Below are 18533 nucleotides of genomic sequence, written 5' to 3'. Positions count from 1 at the left end.
CTTTCAGACTTGATTATTATACCAGCGCTCTTGATATAGAAAAAATATTGTTTTACTATATTAAATATACATAAAACATATAGGAGGATAAACATGGAACTGCGTCAGCTTGAATACTTTGTCACCGTCGTGCAACAGGGCAGCATTCTGCAGGCCGCAAACACGCTGAATTTATCCCAGCCGCCTTTAAGCGTAGCTATGAAGCAGCTGGAACAGGAGCTGGGCACACCTCTGTTTTACCGCGGGCCGCGGCGAATTCAGCTGACCGCGGCCGGCGAACGTTTTTACCAGCGGGCCCAGGACATTCTGGCGCTGAGTGAGGATACCCGCCGGGAAATCAGCGCTTACGCCCAAGGGCAGGCCGGCGTCCTGCGCTTGGGGGCGGTATCCTCTTCAGCAGCCTCCCTATTATACCCGCGGCTGTTTCGTTTCGCCGCCCAGCATCCGAAAATACGCTATCAGATCGACGAAGGCAATACCTTTGAACAGCTGAACAACCTGGCAGCCGGATTGGTGGAAGCGGCAATCGTGCGCACGCCGTTTCATGATCCCTCAGTCCATGTGCTAAAGCTGGACGCCGATCCGCTGGCCGTGGTCATGCGAAGCGAGCTGGATTGTTTCCCCCAAGATCAAATATCCATTCGTCAGCTGAAAGATCAGCCTCTGATCTATTACCGCCGCTTTGCCGCGCTGCTCGGTGAAGAATGCGAAAAGGAAGGCTTTCTGCCTTCCCCGCTCTGTCTGAATGATGATGCCCGAACCTCGATTCAATGGGCGCAGGCCGGCCTCGGTCTGGCCATCGTTCCCTACTCCGCCGCCGGTTTTATCGATCTGTCAACAATGCATGTCAAACCGCTGGACTGCCCCCGCTTAGTGACTCAGACTTGTCTGATCTGGCCCAAAAAACGGCCGCTCTCCGCACCCACCGCGCTCTTGATTGATTTTCTGACTCAGGATTCCAAAGTTGAGGTATAGATGGCCTGAATGTCGCGCAGAATTTCCGGATGCCGGAATTCCCGATAATACACCATGTTGATTTCCCTCACCATCATCATGTTTTCAATCGGCAGAGTCACCAGCTTTTTCTTCTGCACCTCGCTGCGGCAGGCATTTTTCGAGATAATCGTAACTCCCATATTGGAAGCAACCAGTTCTTTAATCACCACGACACTGTCAATTTCCATGATCACATTGAAATCATGAATACTTAAATTCTGTGAGATCAAATGACTTTCAAATAAACTGCGGGTACCGGCACTTTGCGAACGGAGAATAAAGTTTTCGTGCTGCAGTTCACGCAGCGACACGCTCTGCTTCTTCGCCAGCGGATGGTTCACGGACACCGCAGCGCACAACGAATCGGTATCCAGCAGAATCGAAGTAAAGTGCGGGGCCGTGATATTGCCCTCGATAATGGCCAGATCCGCTTCGTACATCTTGAGCTTACTATAAATATTATTTATGTTATCCGTAATAATATTGATATGCACATTCGGATGTTCATTGCAGTATTTGGCGAACAAAAGCGGCACGATATTGTTCTGGGCGGTTGGCGTGATGGCCAGCGTCAGGCTTTTTACCTGACTGCGGACATCGCTTAGCGCCTGCCGCAGATTCTCTGAAAGCGCGTAAGCCCGCCGTGCATATTTAATCAGCACCTCCCCTTCCGGAGTCGGCACGAGCTGACGGCGGTTTTTATAAAAGATTTTAATGCCGAACTCCTCCTCCAGCAGTTTAATATGGTGGGTAATCGCCGGCTGCGTCAGCGACAGCTGTTTTGCAGTTTTGGTATAATTGCCGCATTCCACCAGGGCTAAAAGCGTTCTAATCTTGGGATCAATCATCAGGGCATCCTCCTATTATTAAATATTTTTATAATACGCAAAATATTCATAATTTGATTTTATTCTCTCTGGTCCATATAATCAAGTAGAAAATGACAAGGGGGAAATCAAACGATGTTAAGTTCATTCAATTTACAGCCCAATTCTGAATTGGGATTGTGTCTGGCCATTATCTTACTGAGCGGGTTTTTATTAACCCGCATCACCAAGCTGCTGAAGCTGCCCAATGTGACAGCTTATATTTTGACCGGCGTACTATTGGGACCGTTCTGTTTCAAGGTGATCCCAACCGCCGTCATCAGCAGCCTCGGCTTTGTCACCGACGTTGCCCTGGGCTTTATCGCTTTCGGCGTCGGACGTTACTTTCGGTTTCATGAACTGAAGCGCAACGGCATCAACATTTTAATTCTGACCTGCTGTGAGGCACTGATTGCCGCGGTGGTTATCATCTTCGTCATGATCGTGATCTTCCGTCAGCCATTAGCCTTTGCCTTGCTTTTGGGAGCCATCGGTTCAGCTACCGCACCGGCTTCGACGATCATGACAATCCGGCAGTATCAGGCCAAAGGTGATTTCGTCAATCTGATTCTGCAGGTTGTGGCGCTTGACGATGCTGTTTCAATTTTAGCATTCAGTGTCTGCGCCGCGATTGCTGAGGCGCTGGTGCAGCGTTCCGCAATGAATATCATGGTCTTTATCGAACCGCTCATCACCAACGGCATGGCGGTTGCAATGGGGATCGGCTGCGGCTTCGTCATGCATAAGATGATTACAGAAAAACGTTCGGATGACAACCGCCTGATCATCGCTGTTTCGATGATTCTGATCATGAGCGCTTTGTGCACGGCCTTGGATGTTTCACCGTTATTATGCTGCATGGCGATGGGTGCTGCCTATCTGAATTTATCCAAGGATATCCAGCTGTTTGATCAGGTCAGCAGCTTCACGCCGCCGATTATGACGATCTTCTTTGTCGTCAGCGGCATGAATCTGAACATTCCGGCACTGCGCTATGTCGGTTTGATTGGCTTGGGATTCTTCTTCTTCCGCATCGTCGGCAAACTGGCCGGTTCGTGGATCGGCTGTTCCTTGATTCAGGCCCCAGCTACGATCCGCAATTATTTTGGCCTAGCGTTAGTTCCCTCTGCCGGGGTTGCGATTGGCCTTGCGGCGTTAGGCCAGCGGATTCTTCCGGATGAATATGGAACATTGTTATCCACCGTCATTCTGTCTACGGCAATTCTCTACGAAATCATCGGTCCGCTGTGCGCCAAGACGTCTTTGATTCTTTCCGGATCCATCCCAAGGGAAAATCTGCATTCATCCCATCACAAACATTCTCATCAGGCTGCCGCCTGACTCGCTAACCAAAGTAAAGGTCAACGGCGCAAAAGGTCGGTTCTTACTCCTAATCAGTAAAATAGACATCAAAAGGAACAACTTAAGAATGAGGCGTTCACCGCTTAATCGGGTTGTTCCTTTTTACATGGTTTGCAAAAGCTTCTTTAACGGAATAAGAATTCAAATTTTCGGGTTTCATCGCCGATCTTCTTATTGCCTGGGAACATCAGGCGGCAATATAGCGTTCATTTCTTGACAAATTTGAAAGCTGCAAGGATTTAGAAATACAAGCTCTGCTTTTGTCAGTCTTTTTAAGGACTTTGCTCTTCATGCTGTATTCTTCTGAATCTCGGATTTATTTTGCCCTTCTGCAGAATCCGGCAGCAGCACAGCAAAAACATCAGCTTCTGAGCACAGCGTATGCAATGATTTTTTATGCAGCTTACTGCTCTCAAAAAGAAATACGGATCTCTTTGCGTTTTTCATCACGTATTTTCGCACCTCGATTTGAGCCTGGCTGGAGTCTGAAATCACCCCGTCATCAGAAAACGACTGCGTCGAAAAAAACGCAATATCCACATTGATTTCTTCAGCCGCCTGGTTCGTCATCGCACCCGTTAAGCACATATCCTGTTCGCTATAATTGCCACCGAGCAGCAACGCAGGAATATGATACTCCGCCGCATAAAGCAGCGATTTAACTGAGTTGGTAATCAGCTGAATTTCTGTATATTTTTTCAGAAATGGAATGATATAGGAGCAAGTAGACGAGCTGTCCAGAAAAACGCTAAGTCCGTTGCTTAAAAAACACTCTGCTTTTTTCCCTAATTCCCTTTTTTCAGCTTCTCCAAGAAGTGCGCGCTGCGTAATCGGCAGTTCACCGTCTTCAATTTTAGAAACTGCTCCGCCGCGGTACCGCTTTATCATCCCTATGAGTTCCAGCTCGGCAAGATCGCGACGTATCGTCATCGGTGAAACATAAAACGTCTTTGCTAATTGATCAACGCTGACCTTGCCAAGCTGCTGAACTAAATCAAAAATCTGTTTCTGCCGTTCTTCCATTTCAGTCTTCCTTCCTGTTCGCAAAAATGTTTATTTTTCAACAAATCAAACATCTATTGTGTTTAATTTGTTCAGTGATATGATAATGTTCATATAGAAACAATATTATCAAACGGAGGTCAAAAATGGAAGTCTTTATTCAGCTCACAGGAATCCTCGGTATTGTAATGAACATTATTTCGTTTCAGTGCCAAACGCATAAGAAAATCTTATTCTACCGTACGCTTAACGAATTTCTATTCGCGATACAGTATTTTTTTCTCGGCATCTATTCCGGCGTCCTTGCCAATTTATGCGTCTGTCTCCGAAACCTTATTTTCAGCCGCTGTGTTCAAAAAAACAAATCGACTCAAATACCGATCGTTGTGTTTTGCTGCCTTTTTCTTATCTTAGGGTTGTCCACATGGGACGGCTTCAGCAGCATTATGATTATCTTCGTAAAATTTCTTTCTACACTGGCCTATGGCAATAAAAACCCTAGAATACTGCGAATGATCACACTCGCCGCCAGCACTGGATGGCTGATATTCAACATCATCGTTCAGTCTTACGCGGGCATTGTGTGCGAAGTCATCAGTTTGTCTGCGATTCTGATTGGTATACTGCGTCTGGATTATCCCTTGATAAAACAAAAAGTCAGTTTTTTTACATCGACATCCCGGCGTTGATTTTCTGAATCACAACAGCAGTTTTATACTCAATATACCTAAATTCCAGATTAAATCGTTTCCATCCTATAAAAAAAGCTATAACGCTTATCATGGTTCAGAATTTTCTGAAACTCACAAATTCGTTACAGCTTTTTTAATTACTTTCTTAAACCTAAACGCTGAATCAGTTCACGGTAACGGTTGATATCCGTATCGCGCAGGTAAGCTAAGAACTTTCTTCTGCGGCCGACCATCATCATCAAACCCCGTGTTGAATGGTAGTCTTTCTTGTGTTCCTTTAAATGCTCTGTCAGACGATTGATCTGCGCTGTCAGAACGGCAACCTGAACCTCAACGGAACCTGTATCGCCTTCAAAACGAGCGTATTCTTTGATGATTGCAGTCTTTTCTGCTTTACTTAACATGTGTTTTCCTCCTATATCGTTAAGACCTGATGAACCGCGTGTGCCGACGGAGTCATCGCGCATCCCAGTTCAACAGCGTGTTAATCATAGCACAGCAAAGCGGCTTATTCAAGAATTATTTATCGCGGTTTGCATTCATTTCCGCATAATCCGTTACATTTCCTTTTCCTTTTTCTTTAGATGCATACATGGCTTGATCTGCGCTTTCAATCAGCGCTCTGACGCTTGTTCCGGCCTCAGGACTGCGGGCAACGCCCAGACTGGCTGTAAGCTGAAGATCGGGCATCGACGCAAAGCGCAGCTGCTGAATCTGATCCAATATCTGCCGGGCTTTTTGTTTTCCCAAGCCTGCATCCTGAAGACCATGAATAAACATGATAAACTCATCTCCGCCTGTACGCATCAGAATATCATCACTCCGAAACAAGCGCTTCAGAATATCCGCAAAGGCTTTCAGAACCTGATCACCCGCGGTGTGGCCGTACCGATCGTTAATTTCCTTAAAATTATCCAGATCCGCCATGATCAGAATTCCCCGCTGATCTTGCTTCAGCTGAGCTTCGATCGCCTCTTCTCCAGCCTTATTATAAAGCTGGGTCAGAACATCACGCTGCGCCTGCTTTAAAAGTTGTTGCTCCCGACTGTACTGACCGGTGATATCGGTCAATTTACCAATAATTTTAACGAGTTCTCCCTCGCTGAATACCCATTTATATTGACAGGCAAACTGACGGAACGACCCGTCTTTCATCGGTAGCCCCACAGATGCACTAAAGATCTGTTCCTGCATTTCATTAAGCTGCTGCGGCGAATATCGCCTGCGGGGAGGAAAATCTTCAAGATGAATCAACGCCTTAATTTCCGGATTTTTTGAAGCCTGTCTGATAATGCGCTTATCCTGTCCGAACTGGACGTTGGCATTGGATGTAAACTCAATCTTATCCTGATTCAGATCATACTCGAACAAAATCGTATCCAAAAACTGAGCCAGCATCGTATAACGCTGCTGATCCAAATCAATCTGTCGGCGTTTGCGAAACAGCACGCTCACCAAACTCAGACACAGCAGCAAGGTTGCCGCAATCAAAACAACCCCGGAAATTAAGACGATGTTGAGCATGTGATCGGAACGAATTAGCACATCCGGCGTCTGGACAAAATTAATGAGTACCCAATCCTGCGCCAGCGGCGAAACCGAATAGAAAAACTGCCGGCCTTCAGCCTGAAAATAGTAAGCTTCCCCCCTAGGCTGTCCTAATAATTCCTGCATCTTCCAGACAAAATCATCCGGCAGAGAAAGTGAAGTCAGGGATGTCAAAAGATTTCCAGTGGAGAGGAAATCAACATTGCTGGAATACAGAATTGTTCCTTCCGGCCGAACAACCAAAGACGTAACTTTTTTAAATACTGGGCTATTCATTGCTAAAGCGGACAAGGTTGAAGCCTCAAGCCGTGTCCACAAAACGCCCTCATGAGAACCCTGGCGCGATATTGGCTGGGCGATCAGAAAATAAAGTCGGTCTTCCATCTGCAAAAAGCCCAGCGTCACTTCATCCTGAGTCTGAACCGCTTGCCAAAAGGCTGCCGCCGGTTCCGTTCCCTGCTGTATCCATTGATCAATTTCGTTTTCTGTACTGTATTGAACTTCATAATACCGATTGCCTTCATTCATGGCGGTCAAATAGGTATCCAGCCACGGCTCTTCAGCGGAAACTTCCACGGCACTCAGCACGCCGGCAATGCTTTTTAAAGTATGCCCGGCATCTGTGACAACGCCATGAAACTGCCGCCTCTGACTTGCTGAATAGGAGTCAAGATTTTCCAAAATCAGGGTATTGAATTCCTGCCGCAGCCGGCGCTGCTGATCAACAAAAATACCACAGATCGTCCCCACAAAAAGCAAACTGGCCAAAAGCATCAGACTGCTTGATCGTTGCGTCAGTTTCATGGTTCAGCCTCCCCCCGTCTTTTTCAGGATACAATTTACTATGTTAAACATGGCAAATCACATCCTTTGTTGATTTTACGCAGTCCCTCAGCTTGATTTCAAGATTATTTTTATTATAAAACAGCTGGTTATTTAAATCAATCCAAGATAACCTCGCGGCATGTAATTTCACATTCATTTCAGTAAAGTCGCGCGCTTGCTGATGATTGTCTTCTTGAAGCTGTCCGCAGGGACGCGTATAATAAAGCCAGAGGTGATACAATGAGTAAAATAGCATGGATCGGAACGGGAGTCATGGGCAAATCCATGGTTTCCCATCTATTAAATCAAGGTGATGAAGTGACGGTTTACAACCGGACAGCGGCAAAGGCTGAAGCATTAAGAGAAAAAGGAGCCCGGGTGGCCCAGACTGTTGCCGAAGCGGTAAAGGATGCCGACTTCATTTTCACGATCGTTGGTTTTCCAAAAGACGTAGAGGAAGTTTACAGCGAAATCTTCAAGGCCGCCAAGCCGGGAGCCCTTGCTGTCGATATGACGACCTCCTCCCCATCCCTGGCTGTCCAGCTGCACACGTTGGGACAGCAGCATCAGATCCGCGTTTTGGATGCCCCGGTTTCCGGCGGTGACAGCGGAGCCGCAGCGGGAACCTTATCGATCATGGTCGGTGGTGAAGAAGCTGATTTCAATGCCTGTCTGCCTTATTTCAATAAGATGGGAAAATCAATTCTTCTCATGGGGCCTGCCGGCAGCGGACAGCATACCAAAATGGCCAATCAAATTGCCATCGCCGGGACAGTCAGCGCTGTTGCGGAAGCAATCGTCTATGCGAAAGCCAACGGTCTGGATCCAGAGAAACTGCTCGGCGCCATCAGCAAAGGTGCGGCCGGCAGCTGGCAGATGAGCAACAACGGCGTTAAAATGCTGCAGCAGGATTATAACCCAGGTTTCTTCATCAAGCATTTTATTAAAGACATGCGATTGGCGAAAGAAGCGGCCGCAGCGCAGCATGTTGAGCTGCCGGTTCTGGATATTGTGCTGTCCATGTACGAACAAATGCAGGACGAGGGAGATGGAGATTTGGGAACTCAGGCAATCATCAAGCATTACACAAAATAAGGTTCCGGTTGACCTTCGGCCTATGCTGAAGGTCTTTTTTAATAAAAAAAGGAATTTCTTAATCCAGAAACTCCTCCAACACTGTATTTAACAACGCCATTCCGCTGTCCGTCGCCGCTAAATGTTCCTCGTCCAGATGCAGCCACCCCTGACGGAGGCCGTTTTGGATGGCTTCAGAATAAACGGAAGTCACTGGTGTTTGAAAAATCCGCTCAAACTCAATTAAAGACAAACCGGCAGCCGTACGCAGATTCATCATCACCATCTCAAACATCTGATCCTCGCGCGTCAGCTCAATCTTCTCTGCGATCCACCGGCCTTGGAAATAGTCCTGAAAATTACGGGTGTTATCATAACGGAAGGCCCCCAGCTTGCCGCTGGCACCTAGTCCAACGCCATAGAAATCATCATACCGCCAATAATGCAAATTGTGTCTGGAAGCATAACCGGCAAAGGCGAAATTCGAGATTTCATAATGCTGATAACCCGCCTGTTTCAGAACTTGCACAGCTTCAAAATACATACTCGCTTCAGTATCCTCATCCAACGGCTGCCGGCCTGTCCGGCCAAATTCACTGTGTTCCTCAATCGTCAGTGAGTACAGCGAGCAATGCGGGATATTTAATGACAAAACGCCCTGCAGCGTCGCCGTCCATTGTTCTCTCGTCTGTCCCGGCAGACTGTAAATCAGGTCACAGGAAATATTCGTCAGACCCGCCTGCTGCAGCAGCCGGATTGCCTGACGTGCCTGATCAAAAGTATGGCGCCGGCCAATCTGCTTTAATATTTGATCATCACAGGACTGCAGGCCGAGGGATATCCGATTGACGCCTCCGGTTAACAGAATGTCAATCAGTTCAGGCTTAATCGCCTCCGGATTGGCTTCTATCGTCACTTCCAAGGCGCCTTCCGTATATGGTTTCAGCATATCGAGCAGCCGCCGCAGCTGACCCAGGGACAAAGCGGTCGGCGTTCCGCCGCCGATATAGACGGTTTCCATCGCCTGACGCGGCACCCGCTGCTCCAACTCGCCGGCTAGCTGCGTTAAATACTGATCCGCAAGCCCGGCATGATAACGCACACGGGTAAAATCACAGTATGCGCAAATCCCCTGACAAAAGGGAATATGAACATACAGCGACTGATTCTTAAAGGTAGCGGCGGCGCACATCGGCAAATTTCTCCCGAATCACTTCGTCAACATCCCATCCCTGATCAATACAGATCGACATCGCATACATCAAGACATCGGCGATCTCACTTTTCACTGCATTCCAATCCGGAGTTTCCTCCCGTTCAACAAAGCATTCCAACAATTCTCCCGCTTCCGCAAACACCGATTTGGCCAAAATCGCGGGCGTATCCGTTTTATCCCAGCCGCAGTCTTTGCGCAGCTCTTGTATTTCTTTGATTATACTCATCATCCTTCAACGCTCCTTTCCTTGAGGCTTCCTTTTTATTTTGAGCTTTAGTCTGAGGACTGAGTCAGCTTGATCCCCCAGCGACACTGGACAAAGAAACAAAAACCAAACTGAAAACAGGCGGTTCCGCCTGTTTTATTTATCGTCATCCATCGACAAGACCGCCATAAAGGCTTCCTGCGGAATTTCCACAGAGCCGACTGCCTTCATCCTTTTTTTGCCCTCTTTCTGTTTTTCCAACAGCTTTTTCTTACGCGAAATATCGCCGCCATAACACTTCGCCAAAACGTTTTTACGCAATGACTTGATGTTGGTGCGGGCAATGATCTTACCGTTAACAGCGGCCTGCACCGGAATCTCAAACTGCTGCTTCGGAATCAGCTCTTTCAGTTTCACCGTAATGGAATTGCCGCGGGCATACGCGAAATCACGATGAACGATGATGGATAAGGCGTCGATCAATTCGCCGTTAAGCAGAATATCCATCTTCACCAAGTCACTCTTTTTGTATTCACTGATTTCATAGTCCAGAGAAGCATAACCCTTAGTACAGCTTTTCAGTTTATCAAAGAAATCAAAAACAATTTCACCTAGCGGAATCTCATATTCCAGCGTATTGCGGTGGGCATCAATGTAATGCATATCCTTATAGATACCGCGTTTGTTCTGACACAGCTCCATTACCGCTCCGATATACTCGTTCGGCACCATGATGCCGGCCTTAACATACGGTTCCTCCAGCCGGTCAATCCGCTGAACCTCCGGCAAATGCGCCGGATTGTCAATCTTCATCATGGATCCGTCCGTCATATAACAATGATAGATAACGCTGGGCGCTGTGGCAATCAACGACAGATTGTATTCCCGCTCCAGCCGTTCCTGAACGACATCCATATGCAGCAGACCCAGAAATCCGCAGCGGAAGCCAAAGCCCAGCGCCTGGGAAGTTTCCGCCTCAAACTGCAAGGAGGCATCGTTGAGCTTCAGCTTCTCCAAAGCCTCGCGCAAATCATTGTATTTCGCAGAATCCGTCGGATACAGCCCGCAGTAAACCATCGGATTCATTTTGCGATAACCGGGCAGCGCTTCCTTAGCCGGATTGTTGGCCTGCGTGACCGTCGCCCCAACACTGACGTCCTGAACCGATTTGATGCTGGCGGCAAACCAGCCGACTTCACCGCATTCCAAAGCGCCCAGTTTCACTTCCTTCGGATTGCGTACACCGCATTCCAGCACTTCATATTCAGCCTGATTATTCATGAAACGAATTTTGTCGCCAACCTGAATGCGGCCTTCTTTAACCCGGACGAAAACAATAACGCCGCGGTAAGAATCATAGATGGAATCAAAGACCAGCGCTTTTAACGGAGCGTTGGGATCTCCGGAGGGCGCCGGAACTTTCTTTACAATTTCTTCCAGTACATCCTCCACATTCAATCCGGTTTTCGCCGATATTAACGGAGCCTCCGCGCAATCCAATCCAATAACATTTTCAATTTCTTCTTTAACGACCTCCGGCTGCGCACTCGGCAGATCAATTTTATTGATAACCGGCACAATTTCAAGATCATTGTCCAACGCCAGATAGACATTGGCCAAGGTCTGCGCTTCAATTCCCTGCGCCGCATCCACAACCAGCACCGCCCCTTCGCAGGCCGCCAGTGAGCGGGATACTTCATAGGTGAAGTCAACATGTCCGGGGGTGTCAATCAGATGGAAAACATATTCCTCGCCATCCTTCGCCCGATATTTCAGCTGAACTGCATTCAGCTTAATTGTAATGCCGCGTTCCCGTTCCAGATCCAGAGAATCCAGAATCTGATCCACCATTTCTCGATGCTGAACGGTATCGGTCATTTCCAGAATCCGATCCGCTAAGGTCGATTTGCCATGGTCGATATGGGCAATGATCGAAAAGTTTCTGATCTTCGACTGATCCATTGCCATTCCTCCTTAAACTTCTGTCCTATTATATCAAAAGCCGATCTCAAAAGAAAGCAGAACCTTTTCATCCCTCCTTAGACGGAGGTGAAATTCTTTATTTCTGAATCTGAAATTGAGAAATTTTGGATTCTTCTTCCTAAAGATCAGTCTGTTTTTCTTCAAATGAAAAACCGGCTTTCATCCCCGGTTTCATCATTCTGATTCTATTTCCTGCGCCGCTTTTATTTCAATCCCGATGATGAGTCCTATATCGCTCAACATGTCGCGGCAGCGTTGCTGCCTTGGATCTCATTTCCGGATCGGCTTGACTTCATGTCCGCGGGGGATCGATGCCCGCCCCTGCCGTTAAGCCTGTTTTTGGCGGTTTCTCCCTCCCCCGCAGAGATGGGGGAATCCTCGCTTATTTCGTTGAACTGACAGGTTCAAAACGGCAGCCGATCAGCTGCTTGCCTTTGCCATTGTAGAAATCTTTGGCGCTGACGCGCTTTTTGCCTTCCATCTGCAGCTCCGTGATGACAATCATCGCCCCGCCAGCCGCCACCAGCATCCCCATCCCGTCAAACCCGAGAATCGTTCCGCTGGGCTGCTCGGTTTTATCCTCACGATAGCGCACGCCCCAGAATTTCATCTTCTGTCCAGCAATCACACCATAACCGACCGGCCAGGAAATCAATCCGCGGATCTGATTGTAGATCTGCCGGCCCGTCTTGGAAAAATCGATCTGTTCCTGTTCTTTTGTAATATTCCAAGCGAAGCTGACCTGAGTTTCATCCTGTGCGATTGGCGTAATCCGACCTTCAAGATAGTCCAAAAGACATTCCTTTAACAAGTCAGCGCCCGCCGCCTGCAGCTTATCATGGAGCATTTCCGTCGTATCTGCCTCATCAATTGCAACTTTTCTGACAGCCAGCATATCTCCGGCGTCCATCTTTTTTACCATCTGCATAATGGTGACGCCGCTTTCTGAATCGCCTTGAATAATCGCGGTATGGATGGGCGATCCCCCACGATATTTCGGCAGCAGTGACGCATGAACGTTAATGCAGCCATGTTGGGGCGCGTTCAGCACCGCTTCCGGCACCATCTGGCCGTAAGCACAGGTCACGATCAGTTCCGGATGCAGATCCAGGACTTCCGCATAATCCGTCCGAATCTTCTGCGGCTGCATCACAGGCAATCCCAGCTGTTCAGCCAAAGCATGCACCGGGGTCATCTGCAGCTTCTGCTGGCGGCCAACCTTTTTGTCCGGCTGGGAAACCACACCGACCAGCTCCACAAAAGGCAGCTGCGTTAAGGCCTGTAAAATCCCGCAGGCAAACTCCGGCGTGCCCATAAATAAAACTCTTGTTTTCAAGAGGCATCCCTCCTCACTGGTTACGTCAACGATTATACCATAAACCAAGAGAAGTTGCGCAGCTCATTGTCCAAAAGCCGAAGCGATCATGCGGACAGAATCTTCAACAACGCGAATCACCATCTCAGAAATATTCGCACCCAGCTGACCCGCCGTATTTTCCTGAATCTGATACATAGAGGCTCGATGAACCGGCGGCTCAATGACCTCCTGCTTCTCAATCTGTTGATTAAAGGCCTCGATGCGCTGCTGAATTGTGGATTCAGGCTGTTGCTGATTCAGCGTACTGCCGATACTGACGACGATTAAAATCAAAAAGGCATCCAAGAAAAACCGTTTCATTCAATCCCTCCGTTCGTTAGCGCTTCGACTAAAATCCGCAGCGAATTGCGGACTTCCTCAGTGCTGTTTTGATCGGTTCCCAATTCCAGCAGCACCATGTTTTCCGCCATATCCTGATTGTATACGGACTGCCGTTCAAAGACTGATCTCATTATACCGGGCATCACCTGGTTGATTTTGTCGGTTAATTGCCGGGAATGCGCCATAACGTGTGCGGCATTGGATGATTTCATTCCGACCACAAACATCATTTTGGCATAAGTCACGCCATCATTCTCAAAAACCGAAGCGGAGCGGGGAGCCGAATCCCGATGCAGGTCGATGACCAAATCAAAACCGCCGTGCTCGGCAAACGTATCATTAATATGGCGGCGGGAAATTGTATATAATTGGTTGTATTTTAAGCCTTCTTCTTCAGCTTCCCGCAAAAAATTCCCGGTTTGAAAATAAACATAGTAGCCCTCTTCTTCCAGCATTTTTGCCAGCTCCATCCCAATTTCATAGGTTGTAGTGCCGTCGCTGTACGTTTCCGACTGATGCGTGTTATAGATGTAAACGGATTTCTTTTCCGGTTTTTCTTCTTTTTCAAATTTAGGTACAAACGGTTCGTTGATCACGACTTCGTCAATCCGTTCCACCGCTTGTTTAAAGTCCGGCAGCAGCGCCAACTGTTCTTTGATTGAGATACGGTCCAGATCGATCACCGGATGCAGGATGGACTCCAGCACCGAGGTCTTATTCTGCGAAAGCAGATCACCCAAACCGGTAAAGAATGAAGTGACCGCCAGAAAGGCCAGGATCAGCAATAATTTCAGTGTGATTTTCAGCTTTGTTTTCAAGAAAAAATCCCCCTCTCTTTCCGCAGTTTATGCGAAGGAAAGGGGGATCATGACTTACATCTGGGAAAAACGGGGATGCAGCACCTGATTGATCGCAGTGGAAATGACTTCCGTCAAGTGCTTGACTTCCTCATCCATTTCCTTGGGCGTTACGACCATCTGATAAGATTCCTGATAATGGATATGTTCCATGACTTTCTGATAGTCGTCACATTGAATCGTTGAAAGCACCTGATCGATCAGCGCTTCAATACTGACAACCGTCGCCACACCGATCGCAACCACCGGCGCCTGGACTAATTCTTCATTAAGCACTTTACGATGATTGCCAACGCCGCCGCCGGGCTGGATACCGGTATCGCTGATCTGAATAACGCGGTTGATCCGTTCAATAGACCGGGTCGCCAAAGCATCAATGGCAATGACAAAATCAGGCCGAAACTGACGGGCCACAGCCTGCACAAATTCCGCGGTTTCTAAACCGGTCTGGCCCATCACGCCCGGCACGATCACCGCGACTTCACTGGTCCCCTGCGCGAGTTCTTCTTCCTGCAGACGATGCAGATGGGCTGTGACAATCACCTGCTTGGCCGCCATAGGCCCTAACGAGTCCGCCGTAATTTCCTGATTGCCTAAGCCGACAATTAAAGCGCGGGTACCGCTGAGTTTTAAGCCGTCGATCACCTGTTTCAGACAATCGCCGGTTACCGCAATCGCTTCTTCCCGTTGTTTTGCATCATTCAGATCATCCAGTTCGATGGTAATATACTCACCTGGCTGCTTCTCAATTTCCTCACAGGGATGATGAATGGAAATATGATGGGTTGTAATCCCGTGGTAACTTTTTTTAGTATGGGTAAAATTCTCATTATCCTGCAAATCCAGCACTTCTTCATAGGCCAGATCCGTTCTGTGTTTGCGCATAAGCTCACCTCAGACTTAGTATGGCCTGAATTGCTTGAGATATGCCGTTCATTTATGCCGAAATGATAGGCTTCGCTCCACCTTCTTCCTTTGTTTCTTGTCACCTTTTTCCATTAGTGTTTGCATTTTCACCTTCCTTTTGTTATAATTCTTAAGGTATAAATGCGGAGGAGGTGTCAGAATGCCAAACATCAAGTCTCAGAAGAAACGTTCGATTACTAATTTAAAGAGAAATGCAGCGAAAACTGCTGAAAAGTCCGCGCTGAAAACAGCAATTAAGGAAGTCCTGGTTGCCGTTGAAGCGAAGGATAAGGAAAAAGCAGTTGCGGCGTACAACACTGCAAATTCTTTATTAGATAAAGCCGTTACCAGCCATCTGAAGCACAAGAACTATACAGCACGTCAGAAGGCTCGCTTAGCAAAAGCGGTCAATTCTCTGTAAGAACGAAAAGATCCCGTTGCGGATCTTTTTTTTATACTCTTTTTTAGCACGGATTAAGATAGTTAAGAGCCTGTCCAGACTGATCTCATTCGTGGATGATTCTTAAAACATTCTCTCTGCAAACTGCCATTGCCCGACGAATTTCCGATTCCACGGTAAATTCTCCTTCCCCTTCCAGCGCTTCAAAACTCAGCAAATTTCTTTCTTCTAAAATTGGTTTCGTAATTTCAAATGCAGCACGGACCTCGATCAGCTTAGCCCGTCGACGCAGAAGATCAGGACTGGCCTGCATTGAAAGAAGCCGGACCTGACCGCCCGTCTTGATCATTCGCTGACGGTCCGTCTTACGATTGTTCTTAGTCCAGAAATTAAAGCCGAGCAGGCCGTTTTTTTCTGAATCACTTCGTCCAGTTGGTTTTTAAGCTGATTTTCAAGTATTATGGATAATTGGGCATAAGCAGAAGCTGGATAATCAACATCATATTGGCCCTATTGCCGCCAAACTTCCTTATCAACCGACGGTCTGAGAAAACCCTTTTCTCCAGCCGTTTAGCCCCGGTCTTTCTTTCTCATATTTCTTCATTGATCATCATGGTCTTCCTGCAGCTGCTGTTTAAAGTGATCTAAAGCCTGAGTATATTTCTTCGTTGAACGAACCAAGGAAATCATGGAAAGACTCAAAGCGATCAGCATAAACAAACCTTCAAACGTCAAATGACTGAAAACAACGACGGTTAAGATAAACACACTTGCGATTGTAATGCCTGTCTGCCCCCGCTGCAAAGACTGCATCCAGATTCGATAGCTTTCTAAAAACAAAGCATAGGCCGCCCCGGCCAAAACAATCCAAAGCCAGTCCGGCGATGCCCTGCGTGAATCAAGAAACTGCGCCAGTACAGGGATTGCCATGCCGATCATACCGTTATAAATCAAGCGTTCAATCATCGTTTTCTCTCCATTCCTATCGCTTTGCGAAAATGCGGGGCATAGCTGCGGCTGACCTCCAGCTGGGTCCCATTTTTCAAGATCAACGTCAGCCTACCGTTAAAACTGGGGGCAATCTGTTCCACCTTTGCCAGATTGACGAGATAAGATTTACTGATCCGAATGAACTGCCGCGGATACAACTCTTCCTGCAGCTGATACAGCTTGCGGTTTAGCTGAAGGCCTAAGTGATCTGTATAAGCAAAGGTTTCACGCTGCAGTCCTTCGATATACAAGACATCGGATAAATCCACGACATAGGTACGTCCGGCCTTTTGTCCAGTCAGCGTCATGCCCTTCTTTTGCAAAAAATGATCGTTGAGAAAAGTGATTAATTCATCAAGATCTTCCATTTGAAATTGAATGCCGATCGAATTATAATCCACACCTTTTTCAACCAAAGTTAAATCCAGAGCTTCAAAGGATTGAAGCCGCTGCCGCAGCTGTTCCTCATGGTCCGGCCGGCAAATCAGATTGATCATGGCTGCTTCACCAGCTCTATCGTTTCTTCATAGAACTTCTTTCCTTCCGTATCGCTGACCCAGACTGTGATTTCGCCGCGGACCGCTTCCGCATCCGTAAAGTCAACACCCCAGCCGGAACGGCTCATGCTTACCGTTTCTCCCAATCCCAACGTTCCGGAAGAAGCACTCTCAACCACAGCTTGTCCCTGCGCATCAAACATCGTGATCCGATAGTTTAAATTGCGATAACGCAGAAGATTGATCTGAAGCGTGTTCCTGGCGATAACCTCCGCGCTCGAAAAATAACCATAGCCTGCCGCCAGATTGTAAATTTGAAAGTAACGGCCTTCTCCCGCAAAGGTTGGGATCATCGTGGGTTCACAGTTCAAAGTCTGCGCTTCCAAAACCTGATCTCCTTTGCGGATTGACCAGCTGATTGTCCAGGGTTTTGGCTGACGATCCGCTAAATTGAGGCCCGGGTGTTCGCTGAGAATCCAATAACTGCCGGGCTCCGTCTGACCATCATCCAATGCTTCTTCAGTTTCATAGACGATCTCCCCCGTTTCACTCTCAGTGATTTTCAATGAAACCGTAGTATCTTGATAAGTTTCACTGACCGGATAGGCCAAATTGATTTTAACCTGTCTGCCTTGGATCACAATCACATTGCTCAAGTGTTCATCTTCTGTTCGATAGACCCAGACTGCAGGCTGAGAATTTTTAATTTCTGAGCGGATTAATCCAGTCTGCGTTGCCGCAAGCAGGATTGCTGCTGCAGCGAAAAGCAAACCGGCCTGAACCGGTTTCCAATGGACTGTTCGACTCTGTTTCTGCACGAAATAGAACTGTTCCCTGAAATCCAAAGCTCGTGAATAGACTTTATAAGCACAGATCAGCTGAAAGAATGACTGCATAGACAGCCATTGGGCATTCGCACGGGCAAGCAGCACCACGGCAAACATCAAAGCCAGCCATACCATTAAATTTTGGAAGCGTCGGCGAACGATGGGTTCTGTCGAACTGGCAAAAAAACCGGCTGCCAAACATTCATATCCCATGAAGAAAACCAACGGCAGCATCCGCTGGACTAACGCCTCATTCCATACCAGCTTCATCAGCATGCCCGCCAATAACAATAAGCCGGCCCCGGCAAATAATCCCTGCCGCAGATTCCGTGTCAAGTGAATAAAGCCCACCGCAGCCGCCGCAAACATCAGCCACTGCAGCGGGGAGACCGGAGAATCCCATTGCAGCAATAAGAGTGCCAATCCGGCGCCCACCATCACGATGGACTGCGGACTGCCGTTCATCGCTGTTTCCGCTCCCTGAATTTCCTGCCGCTGATATTTAGAATACGTCAGTATCCACAACAAGCCGGCTGCGAATAGGATCAGCGTAATCAGTATTGTTATTCCCATTCTGGCCATATCGAT

At 47.7% G+C, this 18533-nt stretch carries 20 protein-coding genes; 5 read left to right on the top strand and 15 right to left on the bottom strand.

What is annotated here, in order from left to right:
• Positions 1-93: 93 nt before the first annotated feature.
• Positions 94-975 (top strand): LysR family transcriptional regulator, encoded by an 882-nt coding sequence (locus tag BN162_RS01070; protein WP_020223198.1) that lies wholly within the window; start codon positions 94-96, stop codon positions 973-975.
• Here BN162_RS01070 and BN162_RS01065 read toward each other — a convergent pair.
• Entirely contained in the window at positions 951-1844 is an 894-nt protein-coding gene (locus tag BN162_RS01065) for a LysR family transcriptional regulator (protein WP_020223197.1), read from the bottom strand. The genes BN162_RS01070 and BN162_RS01065 overlap by 25 nt on opposite strands.
• A gap of 114 nt (positions 1845-1958) precedes the next feature.
• On the opposite strand from BN162_RS01065, the gene BN162_RS01060 reads away from it, so the two are divergent.
• Positions 1959-3203 (top strand): cation:proton antiporter, encoded by a 1245-nt coding sequence (locus BN162_RS01060; protein WP_020223196.1) that lies wholly within the window; start codon positions 1959-1961, stop codon positions 3201-3203.
• Positions 3204-3512: 309 nt separating this feature from the next.
• On the opposite strand, the gene BN162_RS01055 is transcribed toward BN162_RS01060, so the two are convergent.
• Positions 3513-4247 (bottom strand): DeoR/GlpR family DNA-binding transcription regulator, encoded by a 735-nt coding sequence (locus BN162_RS01055; RefSeq protein ID WP_020223195.1) that lies wholly within the window; start codon positions 4245-4247, stop codon positions 3513-3515.
• A 125-nt stretch (positions 4248-4372) separates the two neighbouring features.
• Here BN162_RS01055 and BN162_RS01050 point away from each other — a divergent pair, with 125 nt between their 5' ends.
• Entirely contained in the window at positions 4373-4915 is a 543-nt protein-coding gene (locus BN162_RS01050; protein ID WP_020223194.1) for a YgjV family protein, read from the top strand.
• A gap of 140 nt (positions 4916-5055) precedes the next feature.
• Here the strand turns inward: BN162_RS01050 and rpsO are convergent, their stop codons facing one another.
• Both rpsO and BN162_RS01040 read right to left on the bottom strand, forming a co-directional pair.
• On the bottom strand, positions 5056-5322 hold the full coding sequence (rpsO, locus tag BN162_RS01045) for a 30S ribosomal protein S15 (RefSeq protein WP_040451119.1): 267 nt from the start codon (positions 5320-5322) through the stop codon (positions 5056-5058).
• Between the two features lie 115 nt (positions 5323-5437).
• Positions 5438-7270, bottom strand: a complete 1833-nt coding sequence (locus tag BN162_RS01040; protein ID WP_020223192.1) for a GGDEF domain-containing protein — start codon at positions 7268-7270, stop codon at positions 5438-5440.
• A gap of 261 nt (positions 7271-7531) precedes the next feature.
• Here BN162_RS01040 and BN162_RS01035 point away from each other — a divergent pair, with 261 nt between their 5' ends.
• Positions 7532-8386 (top strand): NAD(P)-dependent oxidoreductase, encoded by an 855-nt coding sequence (locus BN162_RS01035; protein WP_020223191.1) that lies wholly within the window; start codon positions 7532-7534, stop codon positions 8384-8386.
• Between the two features lie 58 nt (positions 8387-8444).
• On the opposite strand, the gene hemW is transcribed toward BN162_RS01035, so the two are convergent.
• The 7 genes from hemW to gpr all read right to left on the bottom strand — a co-directional run bounded on the left by hemW (position 8445) and on the right by gpr (position 15210).
• Positions 8445-9557 (bottom strand): radical SAM family heme chaperone HemW, encoded by a 1113-nt coding sequence (hemW, locus tag BN162_RS01030; RefSeq protein ID WP_020223190.1) that lies wholly within the window; start codon positions 9555-9557, stop codon positions 8445-8447.
• Positions 9535-9810 (bottom strand): MazG nucleotide pyrophosphohydrolase domain-containing protein, encoded by a 276-nt coding sequence (locus BN162_RS01025; RefSeq protein WP_020223189.1) that lies wholly within the window; start codon positions 9808-9810, stop codon positions 9535-9537. The genes hemW and BN162_RS01025 overlap by 23 nt, the downstream gene beginning before the upstream one ends.
• 132 nt (positions 9811-9942) lie before the next feature.
• Entirely contained in the window at positions 9943-11748 is a 1806-nt protein-coding gene (gene lepA / locus BN162_RS01020) for a translation elongation factor 4 (RefSeq protein ID WP_020223188.1), read from the bottom strand.
• A gap of 403 nt (positions 11749-12151) precedes the next feature.
• The gene (fmt, locus tag BN162_RS01015; protein WP_244264182.1) at positions 12152-13105 is read right to left on the bottom strand and encodes a methionyl-tRNA formyltransferase; all 954 of its coding nucleotides are present in this window, start codon (positions 13103-13105) and stop codon (positions 12152-12154) included.
• 63 nt (positions 13106-13168) lie between these two features.
• Positions 13169-13447: a hypothetical protein gene (locus BN162_RS01010; RefSeq protein WP_020223186.1), complete on the bottom strand. Its 279-nt coding sequence runs from the start codon at positions 13445-13447 to the stop codon at positions 13169-13171.
• Positions 13444-14286 carry a stage II sporulation protein P gene (locus tag BN162_RS01005; RefSeq protein ID WP_020223185.1) on the bottom strand — a complete coding sequence of 281 codons (843 nt, stop codon included), beginning with the start codon at positions 14284-14286 and terminating at the stop codon, positions 13444-13446. The genes BN162_RS01010 and BN162_RS01005 overlap by 4 nt, the downstream gene beginning before the upstream one ends.
• A gap of 54 nt (positions 14287-14340) precedes the next feature.
• Entirely contained in the window at positions 14341-15210 is an 870-nt protein-coding gene (gene gpr, locus BN162_RS01000) for a GPR endopeptidase (protein WP_020223184.1), read from the bottom strand.
• Between the two features lie 181 nt (positions 15211-15391).
• Here gpr and rpsT point away from each other — a divergent pair, with 181 nt between their 5' ends.
• Positions 15392-15652 carry a 30S ribosomal protein S20 gene (gene rpsT / locus BN162_RS00995; protein ID WP_006060229.1) on the top strand — a complete coding sequence of 87 codons (261 nt, stop codon included), beginning with the start codon at positions 15392-15394 and terminating at the stop codon, positions 15650-15652.
• A gap of 85 nt (positions 15653-15737) precedes the next feature.
• On the opposite strand, the gene BN162_RS00990 is transcribed toward rpsT, so the two are convergent.
• From BN162_RS00990 to BN162_RS00975, 4 genes are all read right to left on the bottom strand, one after another.
• On the bottom strand, positions 15738-15980 hold the full coding sequence (locus tag BN162_RS00990) for a hypothetical protein (protein WP_020223183.1): 243 nt from the start codon (positions 15978-15980) through the stop codon (positions 15738-15740).
• Between the two features lie 251 nt (positions 15981-16231).
• Positions 16232-16597: a hypothetical protein gene (locus tag BN162_RS00985; RefSeq protein ID WP_020223182.1), complete on the bottom strand. Its 366-nt coding sequence runs from the start codon at positions 16595-16597 to the stop codon at positions 16232-16234.
• On the bottom strand, positions 16594-17118 hold the full coding sequence (locus BN162_RS00980) for a LytTR family DNA-binding domain-containing protein (protein ID WP_020223181.1): 525 nt from the start codon (positions 17116-17118) through the stop codon (positions 16594-16596). Before BN162_RS00980 ends, BN162_RS00985 begins: the two co-directional genes overlap by 4 nt.
• On the bottom strand, positions 17115-18527 hold the full coding sequence (locus BN162_RS00975; RefSeq protein WP_020223180.1) for a hypothetical protein: 1413 nt from the start codon (positions 18525-18527) through the stop codon (positions 17115-17117). The genes BN162_RS00980 and BN162_RS00975 overlap by 4 nt, the downstream gene beginning before the upstream one ends.
• Positions 18528-18533 lie beyond the last annotated feature (6 nt).

This window comes from Holdemania massiliensis AP2 (assembly GCF_000327285.1).
Lineage (GTDB): Bacteria > Bacillota_I > Bacilli_A > Erysipelotrichales > Erysipelotrichaceae > Holdemania > Holdemania massiliensis.
The sequence above is the reverse complement of the archived record's forward strand: the minus strand, read 5'-3'. Positions and strand labels throughout refer to the sequence as shown.

Bases quoted from the DNA above. Each gene is read 5' to 3' on its own strand.
- BN162_RS01025 (WP_020223189.1), bottom strand. From the start codon at position 9,810: ATGATGAGTATAATCAAAGAAATACAAGAGCTGCGCAAAGACTGCGGC.
- hemW (WP_020223190.1), bottom strand. From the start codon at position 9,557: ATGTGCGCCGCCGCTACCTTTAAGAATCAGTCGCTGTATGTTCATATT.
- BN162_RS01065 (WP_020223197.1), bottom strand. From the start codon at position 1,844: ATGATTGATCCCAAGATTAGAACGCTTTTAGCCCTGGTGGAATGCGGC.
- BN162_RS01050 (WP_020223194.1), top strand. From the start codon at position 4,373: ATGGAAGTCTTTATTCAGCTCACAGGAATCCTCGGTATTGTAATGAAC.
- BN162_RS00985 (WP_020223182.1), bottom strand. From the start codon at position 16,597: ATGATTGAACGCTTGATTTATAACGGTATGATCGGCATGGCAATCCCT.
- rpsT (WP_006060229.1), top strand. From the start codon at position 15,392: ATGCCAAACATCAAGTCTCAGAAGAAACGTTCGATTACTAATTTAAAG.
- BN162_RS01055 (WP_020223195.1), bottom strand. From the start codon at position 4,247: ATGGAAGAACGGCAGAAACAGATTTTTGATTTAGTTCAGCAGCTTGGC.
- BN162_RS00975 (WP_020223180.1), bottom strand. From the start codon at position 18,527: ATGGCCAGAATGGGAATAACAATACTGATTACGCTGATCCTATTCGCA.
- gpr (WP_020223184.1), bottom strand. From the start codon at position 15,210: ATGCGCAAACACAGAACGGATCTGGCCTATGAAGAAGTGCTGGATTTG.
- lepA (WP_020223188.1), bottom strand. From the start codon at position 11,748: ATGGATCAGTCGAAGATCAGAAACTTTTCGATCATTGCCCATATCGAC.
- BN162_RS01070 (WP_020223198.1), top strand. From the start codon at position 94: ATGGAACTGCGTCAGCTTGAATACTTTGTCACCGTCGTGCAACAGGGC.
- BN162_RS01035 (WP_020223191.1), top strand. From the start codon at position 7,532: ATGAGTAAAATAGCATGGATCGGAACGGGAGTCATGGGCAAATCCATG.
- rpsO (WP_040451119.1), bottom strand. From the start codon at position 5,322: ATGTTAAGTAAAGCAGAAAAGACTGCAATCATCAAAGAATACGCTCGT.
- BN162_RS01060 (WP_020223196.1), top strand. From the start codon at position 1,959: ATGTTAAGTTCATTCAATTTACAGCCCAATTCTGAATTGGGATTGTGT.
- BN162_RS00980 (WP_020223181.1), bottom strand. From the start codon at position 17,118: ATGATCAATCTGATTTGCCGGCCGGACCATGAGGAACAGCTGCGGCAG.
- BN162_RS00990 (WP_020223183.1), bottom strand. From the start codon at position 15,980: ATGATCAAGACGGGCGGTCAGGTCCGGCTTCTTTCAATGCAGGCCAGT.
- BN162_RS01040 (WP_020223192.1), bottom strand. From the start codon at position 7,270: ATGAAACTGACGCAACGATCAAGCAGTCTGATGCTTTTGGCCAGTTTG.
- BN162_RS01010 (WP_020223186.1), bottom strand. From the start codon at position 13,447: ATGAAACGGTTTTTCTTGGATGCCTTTTTGATTTTAATCGTCGTCAGT.